Raw genomic sequence first — 20,133 nt, forward strand, 5'->3', positions numbered from 1 at the left:
TTCGACCCGATATCGTGCTCTAGATGGTGTTGATAGCGTCCATCGCAACCGCTGCAATCGCTTGATCGCTGGCCTTGGGCAGCTGCACATATTTGCCACCGGCGGCTTCGGCGAGGTCTTTGCCCATGCCGCTGCCGATGAACTTGCGCTCGGTGTCGATCACCAGCAGCTTGATCCCGAGCATCCGGTAGCGGGCGGCCACATCCAGCACCTCCTGCTTGAGATCGGGCTTCTCTTCGCCCTCCAGCTCGGGTTGGCCCAGGGAGGTGCTCAGGGGCACGTTGCCGCGACCGTCGGTGATGGCCACCACCACCACCTGGCCGAGATCCCCGGTGGCCAAGGCATTGGCGCCAACGCGGGCCGCTTGGGTGAGGCCATGGGCCAGGGGCGAACCGCCGCCACAGGGCATCGATTCCAGCCGGCGCCGGGCCGCCGTAATCGAGCGGGTTGGAGGCAGCAGCACTTCGGCCTGATCCCCGCGGAAGGGGATCAGAGCAACTTCATCGCGGTTTTCGTAGGCCTCTGTGAGTAGGCGGATCACGGCGCCTTTGGCGCTCTGCATTCGGTTCAGGGCCATCGAGCCGCTGGCATCCACGAGGAACACCACCAGAGCACCGGCCTTGCGCTGCAGCAACTTGGCCCGCAGATCGCCCTCTTCCACGATTACGGAGCGGCCCGGTTCCCGCTCACGGCGAATCTTCTGGTAAGGCGCCGCTGCCCGCAGGGTGGCATCCACGGCGATGCGGCGCACCGGCCCTCGGGGCAGCATCGGTTTCACGTAGCGACCACGGCTGTCGCTCAGCACCACGGAGCGGCTGCCGCTGTTGCCGCTTTTCGCCTTCGCGGCATTAAACAGCAGCAGATCAGGGTCCACCTCGATCGCTTCGGGATCGAGCATGAACTCTTCGGGCACCGCCGGTGGAGCCTGATCCTCTTCGCCGTCACCCTCGTCATCGTCGCTGGTGTCGTCTTCGCTGTTGTCCTCCGGCGGGTCGTTGTCCTCTTCGCCGGACCCCTCCGGTGGTGGGGGCGGGTTGTCCTGCTGCTGATCGCCCTGGTCCTGGGGCGGCGGCGGCGGTTCCTGATCCTGCGGTGGCGGTGGTTCCATCTGCTGATCCGGAGGGGGCATCTGGGACGCCCGCGGTGCGATCACCAAGGCCACGGCCACCTGGAGGTCTTCGGCTTCAACCAGGTCACGGCCGCTGAGGGCGGCATGGGCCTTGGCCACCCGCACCGCGTAGAGCTCGGATCGGTGCCCTTCGACGCCTCCGCGGATGGCCTCAGTCACCAGGTACTCGATCTGTTCGCCGCTGATCTGAACATCCGGCAACCATTGGCGGGCCAGCAGCAGCTGGGTGGCCAGAGCATCGGTTTCTTCGCTCCATTTCTCAGCAAAGCTGCGGCTGCACTGGCCATGGCTGATCACAGCGTTGGTGATCTCCACCCGCTGCTCGGTGCTCACGAGCTGGTTGGCGGAGAGCGCGATGGCGAATCGGTCCAGCAGGTGATCGCGGACGTTGCCCTCCTCAGGGTTGTACGTGGCGATTAGCAGCGGCCGGCAGGGGTGGCTGAGGCTGAGACCTTCCCGTTCGACTCGGTTTTCGCCGCTGCCCACCGCCGCCAGCATCAGGTTGACGATGCCGTCGTCAAGAAGATTGAGCTCGTCGACGTAGAGCACGCCGCGATGGGCATCCGCCAGCAGTCCCGGCTGAAAAACTGCACTGCCGCTGGAGAGTGAAGCGGCCACGTCCACAGCTCCCACCAAACGGTCTTCGGTGATGCCAAGGGGGATCTGCACGAAGGGGGCGGGAATGACCGTGGACGGTGCTTCGCCTGTGATCCGCTCACGGGTGGTGTCGTCCCATTCCTCTGGGTTCTGGGGATCGAGGTTGCGGCCGACACCCCCTTCGGCATCGAGGATGTCGATCGGGGGCAGCAGGGCATGCAGCCCCCGAGCCAAAACTGATTTGCCGGTGCCGCGTCCCCCCGCGATCACCACACCGCCCAACCCAGGATCCACAGCCGCCAGCAGGAGGGCCAGCTTCAACGTGCCATGGCCCGTGATCGCTGCCAGCGGAAAGGCGCGGGTGGCCTGGTCGTCCTTCACCGCTACTCCGGTTGCCACCATGGACGCGTTTAGCCCGTTCGTGCGCGCCAGTCTCGCTGATGCCCTCCATCGATGACGCTTCTGTTGCGGTGGCGCTGGGGGCGAACCGACCCAGTGTGGCGGGATCGCCGCGCGAGACGTTGGTGGCGGTGCGGCCTTTGCTGGAGGATCTGCTCAGGGTCTGGTCCGATCAGGAGCTGGTTTGCCGCTGGTCATCCCTGCACGACACCGCCCCCGTAGGTGGCCCCCCGGACCAGCCCCGCTACTGCAATGCCGTGATGCTGGTGGAGGGGCTGCGAGCCTCGCCAAGCGAGGCCTCCGCACTGCAATTGCTGGATGAGCTCCAGCGGTTGGAACAGCAGTTCGGCCGCGACCGATCGCGGGAACAGCTCTGGGGGCCGCGCAGCCTCGATCTGGATCTGCTGTTTTGGGGTGAGCTGCGGCTGGAGCACCCGCGCCTACAGCTCCCGCATCCACGCCTGCATCTCAGGCGTTTCGTGCTGGCGCCGTTGCTGGAAGCGATGCAGGGCTCGGCTGCACCGTGATCACCTGATCGGCCTGGGCCAGGAGCTCCGGGTCATGACTGCTGATCAGCATCAGCCGTTGCTCGGCGCGTTCGCGAATGACCGAACGAACCTGCTCAGCGGCCTTGGTATCGAGGAAAGCGGTGGGCTCATCGAGCACCTCCATCGGCTTGTCGCGCAGCCAGGCGCGAAGCAGGCCTAGCCGGTGAATCTCGCCGCCTGAAAACGGATCCTGTGCCAGGGCCAGCGCTGCATCCAGCCCGTCGGGTCGCTCCAGCAGGTGGGCCAGGCCCAGCCGCTGCAGCCAGGCTGCGATGTCTTGCTGTGGGCATTCAGCCCCCAGCAGCAGGTTCTCGCGCAGGCTGGCCTCAAACAGCACGGCATTCTGGGGCGCGTAGGCGATCAGCTGGTGCATCTGCCGAGCGCCGGCCAGCCCGCTCAGCGACCAGGCCCCCCCATCGCAGCTCAGCTGCCAATGGCTGTCTTCTTCGCGGAGCAACCCGCAGATCCGATCGAGCAGGGTGGTCTTGCCGCTGCCGGAGGGTCCGGTGATCGCGACCAGTCCGTTGGCGCGCAGGCAGAGGGAATCCAGGCTTTGTGTTTCGTCATCACGACGGCTCCACTGCAACTGATGCCAGCGTTGACGGCTGAGCCTCGACAGCGTGTCGTCAGTGATGGTGAGGTCGCTGGCTTCGCCTTGGCGGGGGATCAGCTGGTCGCGCCGTTGGCGCAGGGCCTCGTAGCCAGGCAGGTTGCCCAGGCAGAGCCGGCGGGCCTGCACCACCGTGCTCAGCGAAGCGCTGGCGCGGTAGGCCAGCACCAGGGTGGTGGTGAGCGCTTCGGCGGTGAGGGACTCCCCCTGAAGCAGCATCCACAGACCAGCGACGGCCACCACCAGGGTGTCGCGCCAGGCGTTGAAGCTGGCCCGGCGGCGCACTCGTTCCCGCAGCAGCCAGCGCCCTTCCGCTGTTTCCCTGGCGAAGCGCTGCAGCAGCCAGGCCTCCGCCGTTGCTGCGCGCAGGGCCTTGAGGCCATGCAGCCCATCGCCGACGGTGCGTTGCAGGGCGGCGTTGAGGCGGCTCTGGATCCGCCCCAGTCCCCAACTGCCGGAGCGCTGCAGCAACGCCGCTGCAGTGGTGGCCAACAGGGCCAGCAACAGCGGCCAGGCGGTGGCCTGGCCCACCAGCAGCACGCTGGCGAGGTAGATCGCCATCGCCAGAAGCGACTGCCCCATGCGCACCGCCTGATCCAGGCTCAGTGCCGTGCGGTTGATGTCGGCCATCAGCAGGGCGAGCAGCTCACCGCGTCCCAGCCGGTCGAGTTGGGCCGATGAAGCCTCGAACACTTCATGCAGCAGCTGTTGCCGAAGTCGATCGGTGAAGCCGGAGCGCAGCCGTTCCCGGTTGATGTCGACCTGGGCCTGGATCAGACCCCGCAGCAGGATCAGGCCGACCAGCAGCCCGAGGCTGGCGGCAATGGGAAGGCCGCCGATCAGGGGTGCGGCGTCCGTGCTGGAGCCTGATCCCAGCAGCAGCGTTACCGCCAGGCCGAGGCCGGCGATATCGAGCAAGCTGTTGAGGGTGCTCAGGCCACTCAGCAGAGCCAGATGGCGCCATCCTGCCTCGAGGGCCAGGGCCTTGAGCAGCTGGACCTGGCGCCGACGGGGCAGTGGTTGCGGGCCTGTTTCGGTCAAGGCAGACGACACAGGGGCTGGGTTTACCCGCCATGCTGGGCCCTAGCAATGCCCTTGAGCCATGGCGCCCCTGCCGTCGCCGGAACCGTTCGAGCTGCTGGACACCGTTGAAGTGGTGGATGCTCGCAAGCTTCGTTTCGAGCGCAACAGGATCAAGTTGCCGATGGGTGTCGAGGCCACCTTTGGGATGATTCGTCACCCAGGCGCCTCTCTGGCGGTGCCGATCACCAACGATGGCCAGGTGGTGTTGTTGCGTCAGTACCGCTTTGCGGTTCAGGCCCGGCTGCTGGAGTTCCCTGCGGGCACCCTGGAGGAGGGGGAAGATCCTCTGGAATCAATGCAGAGGGAGCTGGGGGAAGAGGCCGGTTACAGCGCAGCGAAGTGGGATGTTTTGGGGCCGATGCTCCCCTGCCCTGGTTATTCCGATGAAGTGATCCATTGCTTCCTGGCCCGGGAGCTCACGCCCTTGGAGAACCCGCCAGCCGGCGATGACGACGAAGATCTGGAGGTGGTGCTGATGAGCCCAGCTCAGCTGGATGCAGCGTTGGCCTCGGGCGACGAATGGCTCGATGGCAAAAGCGTGACCGCCTGGTTCCGTGCCAAGCAGCTTCTCGGCCTCTGATGACCAGCTCTCGCGTTCTGTTCTGGCACCGCCGCGACCTGCGCCTGGCGGACAACCTGGGTTTGGTGGCAGCTACGGACATCAGTCCGGCGGTGACGGGGGTGTACGTGCTCGACCCGCAGCTGATCAACCCGCCGGATCATCTGCCGCCGATGGCGCCGGCCCGGCTGTGGTTTCTGATCGAGAGCCTGGTGGAACTGCAGCAGCGCTGGCGGGAGGCCGGCAGCCGATTGTTGGTCGTCAAGGGAGACCCGGTGGCGGTGTTGCCGCAGCTGGCGCAGCAGATCGGTGCCGAAGCTGTGGTGTGGAACCGCGATGTGGAGCCCTATGCCCGTGAGCGGGACCGCCAGGTGGCCAAAAAACTGCAGGCCGATGGCCGCAAAGTGGTGGTGGATTGGGATCAGCTGCTGATCGCTCCGGAGCTGCTCAAGACCGGTGGTGGTGACCCATACCGCGTCTATGGCCCGTTCCTGTGCAACTGGCGCGGCCAGGTGCTGGCCAAGCAGCCCAGCACCGTTGCCGCCCCCACCGGGCTGCTGGATCTCGATCCTGCACAGCTGCCGGCCGGTGAGTCCCTGGAGGCTCTGCGTGAGACCCATGGTTTCAAGGGCGCTGAGATCTGCCCCTGCCGCCCCGGCGAGGTGGCGGCCTTCGAGCAGCTCACGCGCTTCTGTGATGGGCCGCTGCTCGGCTATGAGCCGGACCGCAATTTCCCCGGTACCGCAGGCACCTCCACCCTCAGTGCTGCCCTGAGCGTCGGCACCCTCAGCCCGCGCCAGGCCTGGTGTGCGGCCCAGGACTCCCGTGAGCAAGCCCGCAGCGAGGAGCATTTGCAGGCCATCGCCGTGTGGGAGCAGGAGCTGGGCTGGCGCGAGTTTTACCAGCAGGCTCTGTTTCATTTCCCGGAACTGGCCGATGGCCCCTACCGCGAGCAGTGGCGCCGCTTCCCCTGGGAGAACAACGAGGACTGGTTCGACTTCTGGAAGGAGGGGCAGACCGGCATGCCGATCATCGATGCCGCCATGCGCCAGCTCAACCAAACCGGCTGGATGCACAACCGCTGTCGCATGATCGTGGCCTCCTATCTGGTCAAAGACCTGATCTGCGACTGGCGCTGGGGCGAGCGTGCCTTCATGGAACTGGAGGTGGACGGTGATTTGGCCGCCAACAACGGTGGCTGGCAGTGGAGCGCCAGCAGTGGCATGGACCCCAAGCCCCTGCGCATCTTCAACCCTGCCACCCAGGCCTCCAAATTCGATTCAGCCGGCGACTACATCCGCCAGTGGGTGCCGGAACTGCGCCATGTGAATACCAAGGATCTGCTCAGCGGTGAGATCGGAGCCCTGGAACGGCGCGACTATCCCGAGCCGCTGGTGGATCACAAGAAGCAGCAGGCGAAGTTCAAGGCGCTTTACGCCACCATCCGCTCCTGATCGCCTGGGTCGCTCCGGAGAAACTGGGCCGGCACGTTGGGCGCCAGCAGCTGGCGCACCGTGTCGATCACAGCCTCTTGTTGCTCTTCACTCAACTCAGGGAAGATCGGCAGGCTCAGCACCTGGCTGCAGAGCTGTTCAGTCACCGGTAAGGAGCCCTGTTGCAAGCCCAGATGGGCGTAGGCCGGCTGCCTGTGGATTGGAATGGGGTAGTAGATGATCGTGCTCACTCCACGCTCCTGCAGGGTCTGCCTTACCCAGTCGCGGCAGCAGCTTTCGGGGATGCGATGGCGTGCACTGGTGGTGGAGGGAGTGCAGCTGGCGTTGCAGAGCGGCTGGCCGCTGGGGCAACTGCCGATGCGCACCACGAATTGGTTCCAGCTGTGGCCGTCGTCGGCTGTCGGCAGGGTGACGCCGTTGAGATCGCCAAGGGCATCCCGGTAACGCTTGGCGATGGCTGTTCGTTTGCCGATCCACGCCTCAAGCCTTGGCAGCTTCACGTTCAAGACAGCCGCTTGGATCGCATCCAGCCTGCTGTTGTAGCCAAGGCTGGTGTGCAAATAGCGCTCGGGCATGCCGTGCACGGCGAGCTCACGCATGGCCTGGGCCAGTTGGGCATCGCTGGTGGTGACGGCACCGCCGTCTCCCGCCGCACCGAGGTTCTTGGTGGGGAAGAAGCTGAAGCAGCCTGCATTGCCGAAGCTGCCCACCGCCTGGCCCTGCCAGCGGGCTCCCGTCGCCTGGGCGCAGTCTTCGATCACCTTCAGCTGATGGCGTTCGGCAATGGCCATCAGCAGGGTCATGTTCACCGCGCGCCCGAACAGGTGCACCGGCATCAGGGCCCTGGTGGCGGGGGTGATCGCAGCTTCGATCTGATTGAAATCGATCAGATAAGTGTCGGGGTCGACATCCACGAACACCGGCGTGGCGCCGACGGCGCTGATGGCCTCAGCCGTGGCGAAAAAACTGAACGAGCAGGTGATCACCTCATCGCCGGCACCAATCCCGAGCCCACGCAGGGCCAGGATCAGAGCGTCGGTGCCGCTGTTGCAGCCCACGGCGTGCTCGCAGCCAACACTGGTGGCAAACGCTTCCTCGAAGCGTTTGATTTGCGGGCCACCGATGTACTGACCGCTTCGCAACACCTCGAGCACCGCCTCTTCGAGGTCCACACCAAGATCGTCGATCTGCTGGCTGAGGCTGAAGGGAGGTACTTGCATAAAACAAAGCTTAAGTGGCTCAGCCGAACCACTCCGGCTCCTGTCCAGGGTTCCACTTCACATTGCAGCCCACCGAGGCGGTCTGGTCTGGATTCACCAAAGATCCCGTCAGCACGGCCTCGAGGGCGGCCCGCAGGTCACGACCATCGAGGGGCTGATCGTTGCCGGGTCGGCTCCCGTCCAATTGGCCGCGATAGCGCAGGCTCTGCAGGCCTTCGCCATCAGGTGAAAACAGGTAGAACTCCGGCGTGCAGGCGGCCCTGAGCGCTCGGGCCAGGGTTTGCTGCTCATCCAGCAGGTAAGGGAAGCTCCAGCCGTGGCGCCTGGTCTGGTCCGCCAGTTGCTCCGGCCCATCCTGGGGGTGGGTGATCAGGCTGTTGCTGCTCACACCGATCAGTTGCACCGCATTGCTGAAGTCGTGGTCCAGCCGAGTGATCTCGGGCTCCAGATGTTTCACAAAGGGGCAATGGGCGCAAAGCACCATCAGCAGCACGGGCCGTTGGTCCAGAGAACTACTGTTCAGCCGACCACCCGTGACCTGGGGAAGATCAAAACAGGGCAGGCCTGTTCCCAGCGCCAGCATCGTGGATGGTGTCAGGGCCATAAGGCGCGGGCAGATGCGGCGAATCTGCTTCAGGATGGCCACCTCCGGTGGTGATGGATGCCGCGCCTGCGTCTTCTTTGGGGAATCGCCCTGCTGCTGGGGGCCTGCGCTGCTCCGAAGGAACCACCCAGCTGGCGCTTGTTCCCTCTCGAGCGCCATTCCTCCCATGACGGGGTGGCTGTGGTGAACCAGCCCGATGGCTATGGGCTCCACATTTATCTGGAGACAGACACCAGTTTCCCGGGGGTGTGTCGGCCCCGATGGCTGCCGGATCCAGCCCGCCTGTTCAACGGCAATGGATCCACTCCGTTCAGTTCCGGGTTGGCGACCCGTGAGGAGTTTTTCGATGCCGTGGCCCGGCGCGATGTGCGTGGCCTGTTGAAGAGCGAGCTGAAAGCTCTGTGCCAGGCGCGCGCTCCGGAAGACCGCTGGCAGTGGATCGAGCCGCCCCGTAAGGAGGAACAGGTGATCCCTGTGCAGCTGCCCTCCCTCGAAGAGGAAGACCTGCTCACCAATCCCGTGGAGGAATTGAAGCGGGCCCGGCAGCTGCTGAGGGATCAACGGGCTGGTGAGTAGCCCTCCCACACGATGGCCTCGGCGTCGCGCCAATAGCGGCTGAACCGCCCCAGCCGGGGTGACCGCGGCAGCATCACGAACGGTTCGGGATCCAGCAGTTCCAGCGGCAGTTCTGCATCGATGGCCTCGCCGATGCGCTCCAGGCGTGGATCCACCGCACTGCTGCTCACCACACCATCGGCTTGATGGCGGCGGGCAAAGGCCAGCACCTCAGCGGCCACATCCCCCTTGCGCAGGGTGACGGGAAGGTCGAGGGCGTTTTCGTAGAGGAAGCCGAGCCGTTTGCGGCTGATTCGTGCGTCCTGGATCCAGTGGGTGTCGAACACGAACACGGCAGGTGCCTCGGGCCAGGCCTGAAGCGCTGGGTTGTTGGCACCAAGGGCCTCCTCGTGAATCCAGAGGATCGGGCGTTGAAATGTCATTGATGAATCTCCTGCTTATCGCTTGGGACGGGCCAGGGCGGCACTGGCGCCTCCGCTGCTCCGGCGTTGGCGGTTGCGCTGCTGATTTCGGTTGTTGTCGGTCTCCCGTATGGCCGGCATCGGGGCAAACAGCTGGTTCTCCAGTTGGTCGTAGCTGCCTTCGAATGGACAGCTGTTCGCACTTGGGCAGCCGTCGCAGTAGTGCCCGTCGCTGTAGCGCTCCAGGTTGCCGCGGTTGAAGAAATAGGGCTTGTGGCTGAAGGTGCTGGCCACCCACTGCCAGCTCAGATGGTTGCTGGCCGGATCGCCATCCAGCAGGTGCTCCATGAACCAGTCGGCACCGGCCTTCCAGTGCACCCGTCGCCAGTGCACGAGCCAGGCGGCCATCCACATGCGGGCGTGGTTGTGCAGCCAGCCGGTCGTCACCAGTTGATCGCGGAAGCCGTCCATGCAGGCCAGTCCCGTGGTCCCTGCGCGCACATCGGCCGGCAGCTCTCGGGCATAGGCCCCGGCGTCATGGCCCGTTTTGAACGGTTCCTGATCGTCATGGATGCCATCCCCCAGATCGAGCCACATCCGTTGCCAGAAGTCCCGCCAGCCCAGTTCGTTGATCAGCTTTCCGCCCTCATCGCGGTTGCGGATCCGTGCAAACACTGAATCCCGCACCTCCGCGAGGGTCAGCACGCCGTGGCGGATGTAGGGCGACAGCCCGGTGACCGCACCCTTGAGGTGATTGCGACTTTTGGCGTAGCGCCTCGCGTCAATGCGCCGCAGTTTGTTTTCGGCTGCTTCACGCCCACCGCGGATCGGGCTGAGCTCCCCTTCTGCTCTTGGGAACTCTTGCGCCAACAAGGTGTTGAGGGCATCGCGGGACGCGAATTGCCGCGGCAGGTCGCCGTTGATCGGGGGTGACGCAACGCTGGGCACCGGCCTTTGTCAGCAAAGGAGCGGTGATCTTGGCGGGGGATGGGGGAGAATCGCGCGAATTCAACCCGTTCCGGTCTGTCCCGATGCTGCTTGATCTCACCGGCAAGAAGATTCTCGTCACCGGCATCGCCAACAACCGTTCGATCGCCTGGGGCATCGCTCAGCAGCTGAAGGCGGCCGGTGCTGAACTCGGCATCACTTACCTGCCTGACGACAAGGGCCGCTTTGAGGCCAAGGTGCGCGAACTCACCGCTCCCCTGGAGCCCAGCCTGTTCCTGCCCCTGAATGTGCAGGATGCCGACCAGATGGCTGAGGTCTTCGGCGAGATCAAGGAGAAGTGGGGCGTTCTCGACGGTCTGGTGCACTGCCTGGCCTTTGCCGGCAAGGAAGAGCTGATCGGTGAGTACAGCGCCACCACCGCTGAGGGTTTTGCCCGTTCCCTCGACATCAGCGCTTATTCCCTGGCGCCCCTCTGCGCCCATGCCAAGCCGCTGTTCAGCGAGAAGGCCGGCGTGATCACGCTCTCGTACCTCGGTGCTGAGCGGGCGATCCCCAACTACAACGTGATGGGCGTCGCCAAGGCTGCGCTGGAGGCGTCCGTTCGCTATCTAGCGGCAGAGCTGGGCCCCGAAAAGCAGGTGCGCGTCAACGCCATCAGCGCCGGCCCGATCCGCACCCTGGCCAGCTCCGCCATCGGCGGCATTCTCGACATGATCCACAACGTGGAGGAGAAGGCTCCCCTGCGCCGCACCGTCACGCAGATGGAAGTGGGTGGTACCGCTGCCTTCCTGCTCAGCGATCTGGCCAGCGGCATCTCCGGTCAGACCATCTACGTGGATGCGGGCTACTGCGTCACCGGAATGTGAGGCACGATGAGGGCACTGAAGCTCGGGTGATGGCACGTCAGGCAACGATCCATCGGGTCACCGGTGAAACCGATGTGAAGGTGCTTCTGGATCTGGACGGTTCCGGCCAGTGCCAGGCCAGCACCGGTGTGCCGTTTCTCGACCACATGCTGCATCAGATCAGCAGCCACGGCCTGATCGACCTGGAGATCAATGCGGTGGGAGACACCCACATCGACGATCACCACACCAATGAGGACGTTGGGATTGCCGTGGGGCAGGCCCTGGCACAGGCCCTGGGGGACCGGCGCGGCATTCATCGCTTCGGTCACTTCGTGGCACCGTTGGATGAGGCCTTGGTGCAGGTGGCCCTGGACTGCTCCGGTCGGCCCCACCTCAGCTACAGCCTGGCGATTCCCAGCCAGAAGATCGGCACGTACGACACCGAGCTGGTGAAGGAGTTCTTCGTGGCGGTGGTCAACAACAGCGGGCTGACCCTCCACATCCGTCAGCTGGATGGGGCCAACTCCCACCACATCGTTGAAGCTTGCTTCAAGGCCTTTGCCCGGGCCCTACGCATGGCCACGGAGGTGGATCCACGCCGGGCCGGCGCCATCCCCAGCAGCAAAGGAGTGCTGGAGCAGGCCGGCGCCAGCTGAGGGCGGCTCCGCGCTTCACAGTCCGTTACGAGAAGATGGGCGAACGTTGATCGTTCGCCCGTGACCGTCGCCCCCGCCCGCAGCTACGACCGCAGCGACTGGGCCAGTTCCTTTGTGAATGTGGAGCAGGAACTCACCGACGTGGCGCTGACCCCGGTGCGTGGCGTGGTTCCTGCCGAACTTCAGGGCACGTTCTACCGCAATGGCCCCGGCCGTCTTGAGCGGGACGGACATCGCGTGCATCACCCCTTCGATGGCGACGGCATGATCGCGGCGATGCGGTTTGAGAACGGCAGCGTCTGCCTCAGCAACCGTTTCGTGTGTACTGAGGGTTGGCTGGCGGAGGAGAAGGCCGGCAAGGTTCTCTACCGAGGCGTGTTCGGCAGTCAGAAGCCGGGTGGTCGGCTGGCCAACGCCTTTGACCTGCGCTTGAAGAACATCGCCAACACCAACGTGGTGCGTCTGGGTGATCAGCTGTTGGCCCTCTGGGAGGCGGCGGAACCCCATGCGCTCGATCCACGGAGCCTGGAGACCCGTGGCCTGTCACGCCTCGATGGTGTGTTGAAAAAGGGCGAGGCCTTCAGTGCTCACCCCCGCTTCGATCCCGGCCACAACGGACGGCCCTGCATGGTCACCTTCGGGGTCAAGACCGGGCCCCGCAGCACCATCCGTCTGATGGAGTTTGCCACCGATGGCCCAGAGGCGGGCGCCTTGCTGCATGACCGTTCTGACAGCTTCCCCGGTTTCGCCTTCCTTCACGATTTCGCCATCACCCCCAACTGGGCGGTGTTCCTCCAGAACGCCATCGCCTTCAATCCCTTGCCGTTTGTGACTGGCGAAAAGGGTGCGGCCCAGTGCCTGGCATCTCAACCCGGCGGCAAGGGGCGTTTCTGGCTGATTCCCCGCGATTCCGGCCGCTTCGCTGGTCAGAAGCCCCGCATCCTCGAAGCTCCCGACGGTTTCGTCTTCCATCACCTCAATGCCTTTGAGGATGGCGATCACGTTGTGGTTGAGAGCATCGTCTACGACGATTTCCCGTCCATCGGACCTGATGAGGATTTCGCCGAGGTGAATTTCGACACGGTGCCGGAGGGGATCCTGCACCGTTGCCGCCTCGATCTCAGTCGGGAATCGGTGCAGACCGAGCGGATCAGCGAGCGCACCTGTGAGTTCGCCATGGTCAATCCCGAGCGTCAGGGCCTCAGCGCCCGTTTCGCCTGGATGGCGGTGGCGGAGCGGGAGAGGGGCAACGATCCGTTGCAGGCCATCCAGAAACTTGATCTGGATTCCGGGGAGACCCACACCTGGAGTGCGGCGCCCAGGGGCTTTGTGAGTGAGCCGTTGATGGTGCGTCGTCCCGGTGCTGAGGCGGAGGACGACGGCTGGGTGCTCGATCTGGTGTGGAACGGGGCCCGGGCCGCATCCGATCTGGTGATCCTCAACGCCCGTGATCTGTCGGAGGTGGCGGTGCTTGAGCTGCCGTTGGCCGTCCCCCATGGCCTGCACGGGAGCTGGGCACCCATCAGCTGATTAGCTGAGTCCTTCGCGCTTGGCTTCCCTCCAGGCCAGCCTTGGCGCGCTCCAGAGGGTGGCCAGCACCAAGGGGGTGACCGGCACCGCGGTGATCACGATGAAGGCCTGCAGGGCATCGATGGAGGTGCTGTCCCCTAGGCCCGAGCCGATGCGTAGCAGCACCAAGGTGAGGCTGCCGATCATCAAGGCCCAGAACAGGCGCAGCAGAGCAGGGGGCTCGTTGCGGCCGCTCACCACCATGGCCGCGGCGTAACTCATTGAGTCGGCGCTGGTGCACATGAATAGCACCACCAGCACCAGGCCGATCGGAATCAGCAGACCGGCCAGGGGGAGTTGGCTGAGGATCGTGAGCAGGGCAGCGGCGGCTCCGCTCTGGGCCAGGGCTTCGCTGATTCCGCCCCCCGCCAATTCGAGATGCAATCCGGTGCCCCCCAGCAGGGTGAACCAAAGGTTGGTCACGATCGGGCAGAGGATGGCCACCGCCAGCACCAGTTCACGAATGCTGCGGCCGCGGCTGACGCCGGCGGTGAACAGCCCCATCAAGGGCGCATAGCCGAGGAACCAGCCCCAGTAGAACACCGTCCAGCCGTTCACCCAGTTCGCCGGCACGGCATTGGGAGTGAGGGCCATCTGCGGCAGGTGGATCAGGTAGGTGATGAAGCCGCTGAAGAAGTGCTGCATCAGCCAGAGGCCCGGGCCTAAAAGCAGTAGGCCCGCCGCCATGGCCAGGGTGAGCCACACATTGAGCTCCGACAGCCACTTGATGCCTTTTTGAATGCCGCTAACGGTGGAGGTCGCGAAGACGGCGGTCAGCAGCACCACCACCAGGGATTGCAAGCCGGCACTGTCGCTGAGCCAGGGCAGTTGCCCTGCGGCATTGCTGAGCTGCAGCGAGAGGAAACCCAAGGGGCCAACCGTGCCGGCGATTGCGGCCACCACAGACAACCCATCCGCCAGGTGACCGAGCGGACCATCCACCCAGCTGCGCGGCACGATGTTCACCAGCAGTGAGCGGGGACGCAGGGGTTCACCGCGTCGCTCCAGGATCGAGAAGGTGATCGTGGTGGTGGTGGCCACCAGGGCCCAGGCGAGGAAGCCCCAATGCAGAAAACTCACCGCCAGGGCGGGATCCACCGCTGCGGCTGTGCTGCCCTCGACCCCCGCAAACACCGGTGATGGGGTCTGGAAGTGATACAGCGGTTCGGCTGCCGACCAGAACACACCACCCCCCGCCAGCAGGGTGCAGATCAGCACTGCGCACCAGTCGAAGAATTTGAGACTGGGCTTGCTCTCCGCGCCTCCAAGCCGGAGTTTGCCGACTGGGCTGATGGCCAGGATCAGCGCGATCAGAAACAACAGCACCACCATCCACTGCCAGACCCCGCCGAGGGCATCACTGATCACGGCTTTGCCGTTGTCGGTGAATTGCTTGGCCAGCGCCAGGTCGATGGCCGACACCAGCAGAAAGATCAGCAGTGGAGCAGCACCCACCCAGATGGGGGGCTGGCGCCACCAGGAGCGCTGGTTCGCGGGGGTGTCAGACATTGGATGAGGGGTGAGGGGTCAGGCGCGGACGGCGGCGCGTTGGTGGCTCCAGCAGGAGAGATCCACCGCTGGTTGTTCTCCACTGGCGAGGCGTGCCAGGGAATCACCGATCAGGGGGGCGAACTTGAAGGCCTGGCCGGAGCCTCCTGCGAACAGGCTCAGCTTCGGGGTGAGCCGGTCCAGCACGAAGTTCACGTCGCTGGCCATGGAGTAAGGGCTGATTACGGTCTCCACCCGCTCCTGCACACCCTCCAGTTCGTTGAACAGGAAGGTGTCGAGCAGCTCCACCAGGCGAGCGGGTGGCTCGGTCACCATGGCGTTGGGTTCGGCGACGCGCAGCTCCCGCGGAGCCCAGTCGATGCCCGCCTTGATCCGGGGGCGGCCATCCGCCGTTTGGCTGAGGACGGGGAATCCGTAGTAGAGGCCACCGTCATCGTCGCGTTCCTGCTGGAAGCAGAACCACTGGGGGTAGCGATCGGCCAGTGCCGGGTCGACCGTGTAGTGAGCCCAGAGCATGGGCCATACCTCCAGTTTGGGTGAGAGGCCCAGAGGGGCCAGTAACAGCTGGCTCCAGATCCCGCAGGCCACCACCAGCTGTCCGGCGGCGATGTGTTCGCCGCTCTCCAGGGTGACGCCACCGCCATCGGCATCGAGGCCCGCTACGGGGCAGTGCTCGATCAGCTGATGGCCGGCATTGCGGGCGGTGTTGATCCAGTGGGCCACGACCCTGTCGCTGCGCACGGCGCCGGCGGTGGGCTCGAACAGTCCGGTGAAGCTCGGCTTCGGCTTCAGCGGGAAACGGGCCGCGATCTGGTCGGCGTTGAGGGCCTCATAGGGGATGCCCTGATCGTCCATGACCCGTCGGGCCCCAGGGATCGACCCCTCGATCGTCTCTTCATCCCAGCTTTCGCCGTAAAAGAGCAGGCCGTGGGTCTCCCGCAGTTGCTGACCGGCGTGGTTTTCTTCCTCGCGCCAGAGACGGTTGGCCTCCTGGGCGAGACGGCAGAGCACCGGGTCGGAATACATCTCCCGGAACATCCGGGTTTCGCCATAGCTGCTGGCTTTGGCGTGGGCCAGAGTCTGAGCTTCCAGCAGCACCACATCGCGCACGCCACGGCGGGCCAGGGATGCAGCGCAGCTGAGGCCGGCCATGCCGCCGCCAACAATCACGACGGCTGCCCGGCTGGGCAGGGACGCTGGTGTGCTCATTCGCTTTCTCCAAAGCTGAGGCCGATGGGCTCGGTGGAGGGTGTTGCAGCCACCTCCTCAAGGGCTGCACCCACAGACAGGCCCTGTTCGCGCTGATTCAGATACTCGCTGGCCCGTCGGCGCACCTCATCGCGAACGAAGGCATAGACGTCCTTGGCACCAGCGTCTTTCCAGGCGTCGGGGGAGAACCGCTCGATTGAGTCGGCGATTACAGCTCCTGCCTTCACCAGGGGGTCCGGCAGCACCCGCACACCGCGGCGACGCAGGTCATCCGCCAATTGGGGTTGCTGGAAGGGGGCATTGGCGGCAGGCACCACGGCGGGGGTTTTCAGCGCCGTCGCCATTTCGGCGTTGATCAACCCGGAGATCGAGCAGGGCAGCAGCAGGTCGAGGTTCAGTTCCCACCAAGCGCAGCTCTCCGGCAGCGGCGTTGCGCCGGGAAAACTGGCTTTCTCGCGGTCCAGATCCACGGTGAAAACGGTCCAACCGTGCTCGACGAGATGGCGGGCAACGGTGCCACCAACGGCACCGCAGCCGTGCACGAGGGCCCTGCCGGGGCGGGCGTCGTTGAGGTCCTTGTCCAGAACGGCCTCCACAGCACCGAGGGTGCCGTGAGCGGTGGCGGCACTGGCGTCCACAGGGCTGCCGACCGCCGCCAGCACATGGGGGGTGAGCGCCGTCAGACGCTCCATGTCCTTCAGGCTGGTGTTGAGATCGCAGCCAGTGATCATCGCGCCGTCAAGCGACTCCAGCAGCTCAGCGGTGACGCTGATCAGCTCATCCTTGACGGCATCGGGCTCAGCGGCCCGGGCAACGATCTTGCCCCCGGCGAAACCGGTGCCGTAAAGATCGTGCTTGTGGGTCATCAACCCCGCCAGTCGCTGGCCGTCTGCGATGCAGGCCTCGTCGCTGGGGTAATTGAGCACCCGCAGGCCTCCGTTGGCGGGGCGCTTGGCATCGGTGTCTTCCGCCACCACGAACACCGAGAGGTGATCGGAGACGTGTTCCGCCAGCACCGACACGGTCGGCGCTGTTTTCTTGCCGCTGCTCATCAGGCCACCTTCTCCATCATCTGGTGGTGTTCGACGTAGTCGAGGCTCCATTCGCTGGGGGCTTCGGCGATGCGCTGCTGCAGCCGCTCGAACACCGTGTCTGCTGCGGTGTCGCCGGCAGCACTGGCGAAGCTGTGGCGGCTCCAGCTGCGGATCGTCGCCATCAATCCGGCGGCGAAAGTCGCCGTGTCACCGCTCTCGTTCCAGCGGCGTCGGTAAGGGCACTTCACGTAAACGGTGCGCTCGTCCACCAGCCGCAGGCCGTTGCGGTAGGCGGCGCTGCTCTCGTCCTTCAGCGGAGCCATGAACTCCTCGGGGGACTTGTAGAAGTTCAGAACCGTGCCTTGTTGGTACTGCTCCTGGCTGATCAGGCCTTCCTCGGTCATGCCCCGCCAGATCTGGTGCAGCTGGTCGTGCACGTTGCGGGTTTCGCCGCCGTTGTGGCCGAGATAGAGCCCTGCTTCATCACGGGAGAGGTTCACCGTCAGCAGGCGCCCGCCCACTTTCAGTTCGCGGCTGCGCAGCTCGAGGATGTAGTTCCAGTCCTTCATCGCCTGGGCGGTGAAGCGCTGAAGTGCGTCGGCATCACCGGACGCCAGCACATGGGTGTGGCTGTTCAGGGGGCCGGGGGAGGCGCTCAGCCAGTGCATGGCCGTGGCAGAAAAACCTAAGCTCACCGAGTTCGGCGCCACGGAGGGCTCGTAGAAGCTGCGGGCACTCACCAGCACCGTTGGCTTCGGATCCCGGGGGATCTGCAGGGCCAGGTTGTTGGCCAGAGCGATGTTGTCGTTGCTCGGCAGGTCGTTGCCGATCAGCGTCAGGTGCGCCGTCGGCTGGTTGGCGTGCAGGCGATCTAGCACCTGGTTCCAGAGCCCAACGGCGGTGCCGCCGTCGGCAGCTCCGTAATCGATCAGGACATGGCTGTCAGCGACAGCCAGTTGATTCACACAAGTCAGGGCCCAGTCCGAGGCGGCTTCGATGCACAGAAGAGCGCCCTCGGTCTGCGCGCTGTAACCCGTGGTCATGGCGATGGCCATGGACCTCGTCAGCGGCAGGCCTCACCGTACAGACCATGCCCCGAGAGCCTTTGTATCCGTGGTTCTTCTTCAGCTTGCTTCGAGCAACTGGCGCAACTTGGGTTCCAGGAGGCTGAAGGCTTTGCCGCGGTGGCCGTGCTGCTTTTTCTCCGCCAACGGCATCTCCGCGAAGGTGCGGCCGGTTCCAGCAACTTCGAAGATCGGGTCGTAGCCGAACCCCTGATCTCCCCGGGGTGCGGCCGTGATCAAGCCGTCGCAGCGGCCTTCCACCTCCAGCAGGATCGTGCCGTCTGGGGCGGCGACACAGAGCGCGGCGCAGAAATAGGCCTGGCGTTGGTCTGAGCCGTTCAGGGCCTTCAGCAGCCGGGCAATGCGTTCCGGGTCGGTGGGGGCGTAGCGGGCGGAATGAACCCCCGGAGCGCCATCAAGCGCATCAACGCTGAGGCCTGAATCGTCGGCCAGGGCCCATTCCCCTGTGGCGGCGGCAACCGCCTGAGCCTTGAGCCGGGCATTGGCGGCAAAGGTGGTGCCCGTCTCCTCCACCTCCAGGCCTTCTGGCTGGGGTTGCACGCTGACGGGCAGGGCCTGCAGCAGACCCTGGAATTCACGAATCTTGCCGGCGTTGCCGCTCGCGATCACAAGGGTCTTCATGCGGCCTCCGCAAACTGTCGGGCCCAGGCGAGCACCTCGTTCACCCGCTCGGCATCCGGCCCTTCGCAGTAGAGCCGCAGCAGCGGTTCCGTGCCGGAGAAGCGCAGCATCAGCCAGTGGTTCGGCCCCATCCTCAGTTTAATCCCGTCGGTGCTGATCACCTCCAGCACGTCTGCGCCGGCGACGCTCGAGGGCGTGCTCTGGTCCAGCAGCGTCTCGAGCCGTCGGCGTGCCTCCATGTCGGCCAGGCGCAGGTCGAGTCGGTCGTAGTGACTGCTGCCTCCATGTTGTTGCTGGAGTGCATCCAGACGCGCACCCAGGGGTTGCTTTCCTTCCACTAGGGCTTCCAGCACCAGCATCGCCGCGAACAGGGCGTCCCGCTCGGGCAGGTGCATGCCGAAGCCCACGCCACCGGATTCCTCTCCGCCGATCAGCACATCCCCGGCCAGCATCTCTGCGGCGATGTACTTGAAGCCCACCGCGAGCTCCAGAACCTTGCGTCCCTGGGCCTCCGCCACCAGCCGCATCAGATCCGAGCCGCTCACGGTTTTGACCACGGTGCCCGGCAGCTGGCGGGCTCGTGCCAGGTGATCGATCAACAGGGGCATCAGCAGCTGGGTGCTGCAGAACCGGCCGGTTTCATCCACGGCAGCGATGCGGTCACCATCGCCGTCGAACACCAATCCCACCGCAGGAGTTCCGGCGGCCGTTGAGGCTTTCACGGCCGCGATCAACGCCCCGAGGTAGGGCGCCAGGGGTTCCGGTGGATGACCACCAAACAAGGGATCACGTTCGCTGCGGATCTCTTCCACAACGCCAGCGGCTTCAGGGCCGAGCAGCTCCGTCACACAGCCGGCGGCTGATCCATGCATCGGATCGACGATCACCTTGAGGTTGATGGCCTTGAGGCCATCAACCAGGGCACTGAGGTCCAACTTGCGGCGCAGCCCTTCCAGATGCTCGCCGCGCCCATCAAACCGGGGGACTTCCGCCTTGATCGGTGCCGTGATGCCGCCGGCCGCCAGACGTCGTTCGACTGCGGCCGTGAAGTCTCCCTCGACCGATCCACCAAAGGGTCCTTTGATCTTCAGCCCCAGCCATTCCGGTGGGTTGTGGCTGGCGGTGATCACCAACGCTCCCAGGGCTTTGCGCTCCACCACGGCCCAGCTGCAGGCCGGCGTGGGCACAGCGGTGTCGGTGAGCAGGGGTTCCAGTTCACAACCCCGCACAGCGGCCGCGATGGCTTCCGCCAGTTCTGGAGCCAGAAAGCGCCGGTCGTAACCGATCACCACCGTTCGGCTGTTGAGACCTTCGGGGGCGCGATGGGCGAGCTCCTGAGCTGCGGCAGCGGCAACGGGCAACAACCGCTCAACAGTGATGTCGACGCCGGTGATCCCGCGCCAGCCATCGGTGCCGAACTTGATCGGAGCTGGACTCAAAGGGAGGGGAGCCGATGCCATGGCACAGCCTGCAC

Annotated in this window: 19 protein-coding genes; 7 read left to right on the forward strand and 12 right to left on the reverse strand. The window is 65.2% G+C overall.

Annotation, left to right across the window (positions count from 1 at the left end; genetic code table 11):
* Positions 1-19: 19 nt before the first annotated feature.
* Positions 20-2,128: a magnesium chelatase subunit D family protein gene (locus tag DXY04_RS04730; RefSeq protein ID WP_115161184.1), complete on the reverse strand. Its 2,109-nt coding sequence runs from the start codon at positions 2,126-2,128 to the stop codon at positions 20-22.
* A 38-nt stretch (positions 2,129-2,166) separates the two neighbouring features.
* Here DXY04_RS04730 and folK point away from each other — a divergent pair, with 38 nt between their 5' ends.
* Entirely contained in the window at positions 2,167-2,652 is a 486-nt protein-coding gene (gene folK / locus DXY04_RS04735; protein ID WP_115161185.1) for a 2-amino-4-hydroxy-6-hydroxymethyldihydropteridine diphosphokinase, read from the forward strand.
* Here the strand turns inward: folK and DXY04_RS04740 are convergent.
* On the reverse strand, positions 2,594-4,324 hold the full coding sequence (locus DXY04_RS04740) for an ABC transporter ATP-binding protein (protein WP_244278573.1): 1,731 nt from the start codon (positions 4,322-4,324) through the stop codon (positions 2,594-2,596). The genes folK and DXY04_RS04740 overlap by 59 nt on opposite strands.
* Positions 4,325-4,385: 61 nt before the next feature.
* On the opposite strand from DXY04_RS04740, the gene DXY04_RS04745 reads away from it, so the two are divergent.
* Positions 4,386-4,946, forward strand: a complete 561-nt coding sequence (locus DXY04_RS04745; RefSeq protein WP_115161187.1) for an NUDIX hydrolase — start codon at positions 4,386-4,388, stop codon at positions 4,944-4,946.
* Positions 4,946-6,379, forward strand: a complete 1,434-nt coding sequence (locus DXY04_RS04750) for an FAD-binding domain-containing protein (RefSeq protein WP_115161188.1) — start codon at positions 4,946-4,948, stop codon at positions 6,377-6,379. Before DXY04_RS04745 ends, DXY04_RS04750 begins: the two co-directional genes overlap by 1 nt.
* Here the strand turns inward: DXY04_RS04750 and DXY04_RS04755 are convergent.
* The gene (locus DXY04_RS04755; protein ID WP_115161189.1) at positions 6,358-7,599 is read right to left on the reverse strand and encodes a DegT/DnrJ/EryC1/StrS aminotransferase family protein; all 1,242 of its coding nucleotides are present in this window, start codon (positions 7,597-7,599) and stop codon (positions 6,358-6,360) included. The two genes, DXY04_RS04750 and DXY04_RS04755, sit on opposite strands and share 22 nt — an antisense overlap.
* Before the next feature lie 19 nt (positions 7,600-7,618).
* On the reverse strand, positions 7,619-8,203 hold the full coding sequence (locus tag DXY04_RS04760) for a thioredoxin family protein (protein WP_115161281.1): 585 nt from the start codon (positions 8,201-8,203) through the stop codon (positions 7,619-7,621).
* A gap of 57 nt (positions 8,204-8,260) precedes the next feature.
* On the opposite strand from DXY04_RS04760, the gene DXY04_RS04765 reads away from it, so the two are divergent.
* On the forward strand, positions 8,261-8,779 hold the full coding sequence (locus DXY04_RS04765) for a hypothetical protein (RefSeq protein ID WP_115161190.1): 519 nt from the start codon (positions 8,261-8,263) through the stop codon (positions 8,777-8,779).
* Here DXY04_RS04765 and DXY04_RS04770 read toward each other — a convergent pair.
* Together DXY04_RS04770 and DXY04_RS04775 are read right to left on the reverse strand one after the other, a co-directional pair.
* Positions 8,761-9,201, reverse strand: coding sequence for a hypothetical protein (locus DXY04_RS04770; RefSeq protein ID WP_115161191.1), 441 nt, complete (start codon positions 9,199-9,201; stop codon positions 8,761-8,763). The two genes, DXY04_RS04765 and DXY04_RS04770, sit on opposite strands and share 19 nt — an antisense overlap.
* Before the next feature lie 15 nt (positions 9,202-9,216).
* Positions 9,217-10,128 (reverse strand): FAD-binding domain-containing protein, encoded by a 912-nt coding sequence (locus DXY04_RS04775; protein ID WP_115161192.1) that lies wholly within the window; start codon positions 10,126-10,128, stop codon positions 9,217-9,219.
* 83 nt (positions 10,129-10,211) lie between these two features.
* Here DXY04_RS04775 and fabI point away from each other — a divergent pair, with 83 nt between their 5' ends.
* Genes fabI through DXY04_RS04790 form a run of 3 tightly spaced genes read left to right on the forward strand, consistent with a single transcriptional unit; the run spans position 10,212 to position 13,162 of the window.
* On the forward strand, positions 10,212-10,994 hold the full coding sequence (gene fabI / locus DXY04_RS04780) for an enoyl-ACP reductase FabI (RefSeq protein WP_115161193.1): 783 nt from the start codon (positions 10,212-10,214) through the stop codon (positions 10,992-10,994).
* Between the two features lie 29 nt (positions 10,995-11,023).
* Complete coding sequence (hisB, locus tag DXY04_RS04785) at positions 11,024-11,632, forward strand: imidazoleglycerol-phosphate dehydratase HisB (protein ID WP_115161282.1); 609 nt, start codon at positions 11,024-11,026, stop codon at positions 11,630-11,632.
* 60 nt (positions 11,633-11,692) lie between these two features.
* Positions 11,693-13,162, forward strand: a complete 1,470-nt coding sequence (locus tag DXY04_RS04790; protein ID WP_115161194.1) for a carotenoid oxygenase family protein — start codon at positions 11,693-11,695, stop codon at positions 13,160-13,162.
* Here the strand turns inward: DXY04_RS04790 and DXY04_RS04795 are convergent, their stop codons facing one another.
* The 6 genes from DXY04_RS04795 to DXY04_RS04820 form a co-directional block, all read right to left on the reverse strand.
* Positions 13,163-14,710 (reverse strand): BCCT family transporter, encoded by a 1,548-nt coding sequence (locus DXY04_RS04795; protein ID WP_115161195.1) that lies wholly within the window; start codon positions 14,708-14,710, stop codon positions 13,163-13,165.
* A gap of 18 nt (positions 14,711-14,728) precedes the next feature.
* Positions 14,729-15,919, reverse strand: coding sequence for an FAD-dependent oxidoreductase (locus DXY04_RS04800; RefSeq protein WP_115161196.1), 1,191 nt, complete (start codon positions 15,917-15,919; stop codon positions 14,729-14,731).
* Complete coding sequence (locus DXY04_RS04805) at positions 15,916-16,971, reverse strand: Glu/Leu/Phe/Val dehydrogenase dimerization domain-containing protein (protein ID WP_115161197.1); 1,056 nt, start codon at positions 16,969-16,971, stop codon at positions 15,916-15,918. Before DXY04_RS04805 ends, DXY04_RS04800 begins: the two co-directional genes overlap by 4 nt.
* Positions 16,971-18,008 (reverse strand): SAM-dependent methyltransferase, encoded by a 1,038-nt coding sequence (locus DXY04_RS04810; RefSeq protein WP_115161198.1) that lies wholly within the window; start codon positions 18,006-18,008, stop codon positions 16,971-16,973. Before DXY04_RS04810 ends, DXY04_RS04805 begins: the two co-directional genes overlap by 1 nt.
* A gap of 69 nt (positions 18,009-18,077) precedes the next feature.
* Positions 18,078-18,659 carry an RdgB/HAM1 family non-canonical purine NTP pyrophosphatase gene (gene rdgB / locus DXY04_RS04815; RefSeq protein ID WP_115161199.1) on the reverse strand — a complete coding sequence of 194 codons (582 nt, stop codon included), beginning with the start codon at positions 18,657-18,659 and terminating at the stop codon, positions 18,078-18,080.
* Positions 18,656-20,119, reverse strand: a complete 1,464-nt coding sequence (locus DXY04_RS04820) for a phosphoglucomutase/phosphomannomutase family protein (RefSeq protein WP_115161200.1) — start codon at positions 20,117-20,119, stop codon at positions 18,656-18,658. Before DXY04_RS04820 ends, rdgB begins: the two co-directional genes overlap by 4 nt.
* Between the last annotated feature and the right edge of the window lie 14 nt (positions 20,120-20,133).

This window comes from Synechococcus sp. UW86 (genome assembly GCF_900474085.1).
Taxonomy (GTDB): domain Bacteria; phylum Cyanobacteriota; class Cyanobacteriia; order PCC-6307; family Cyanobiaceae; genus Parasynechococcus.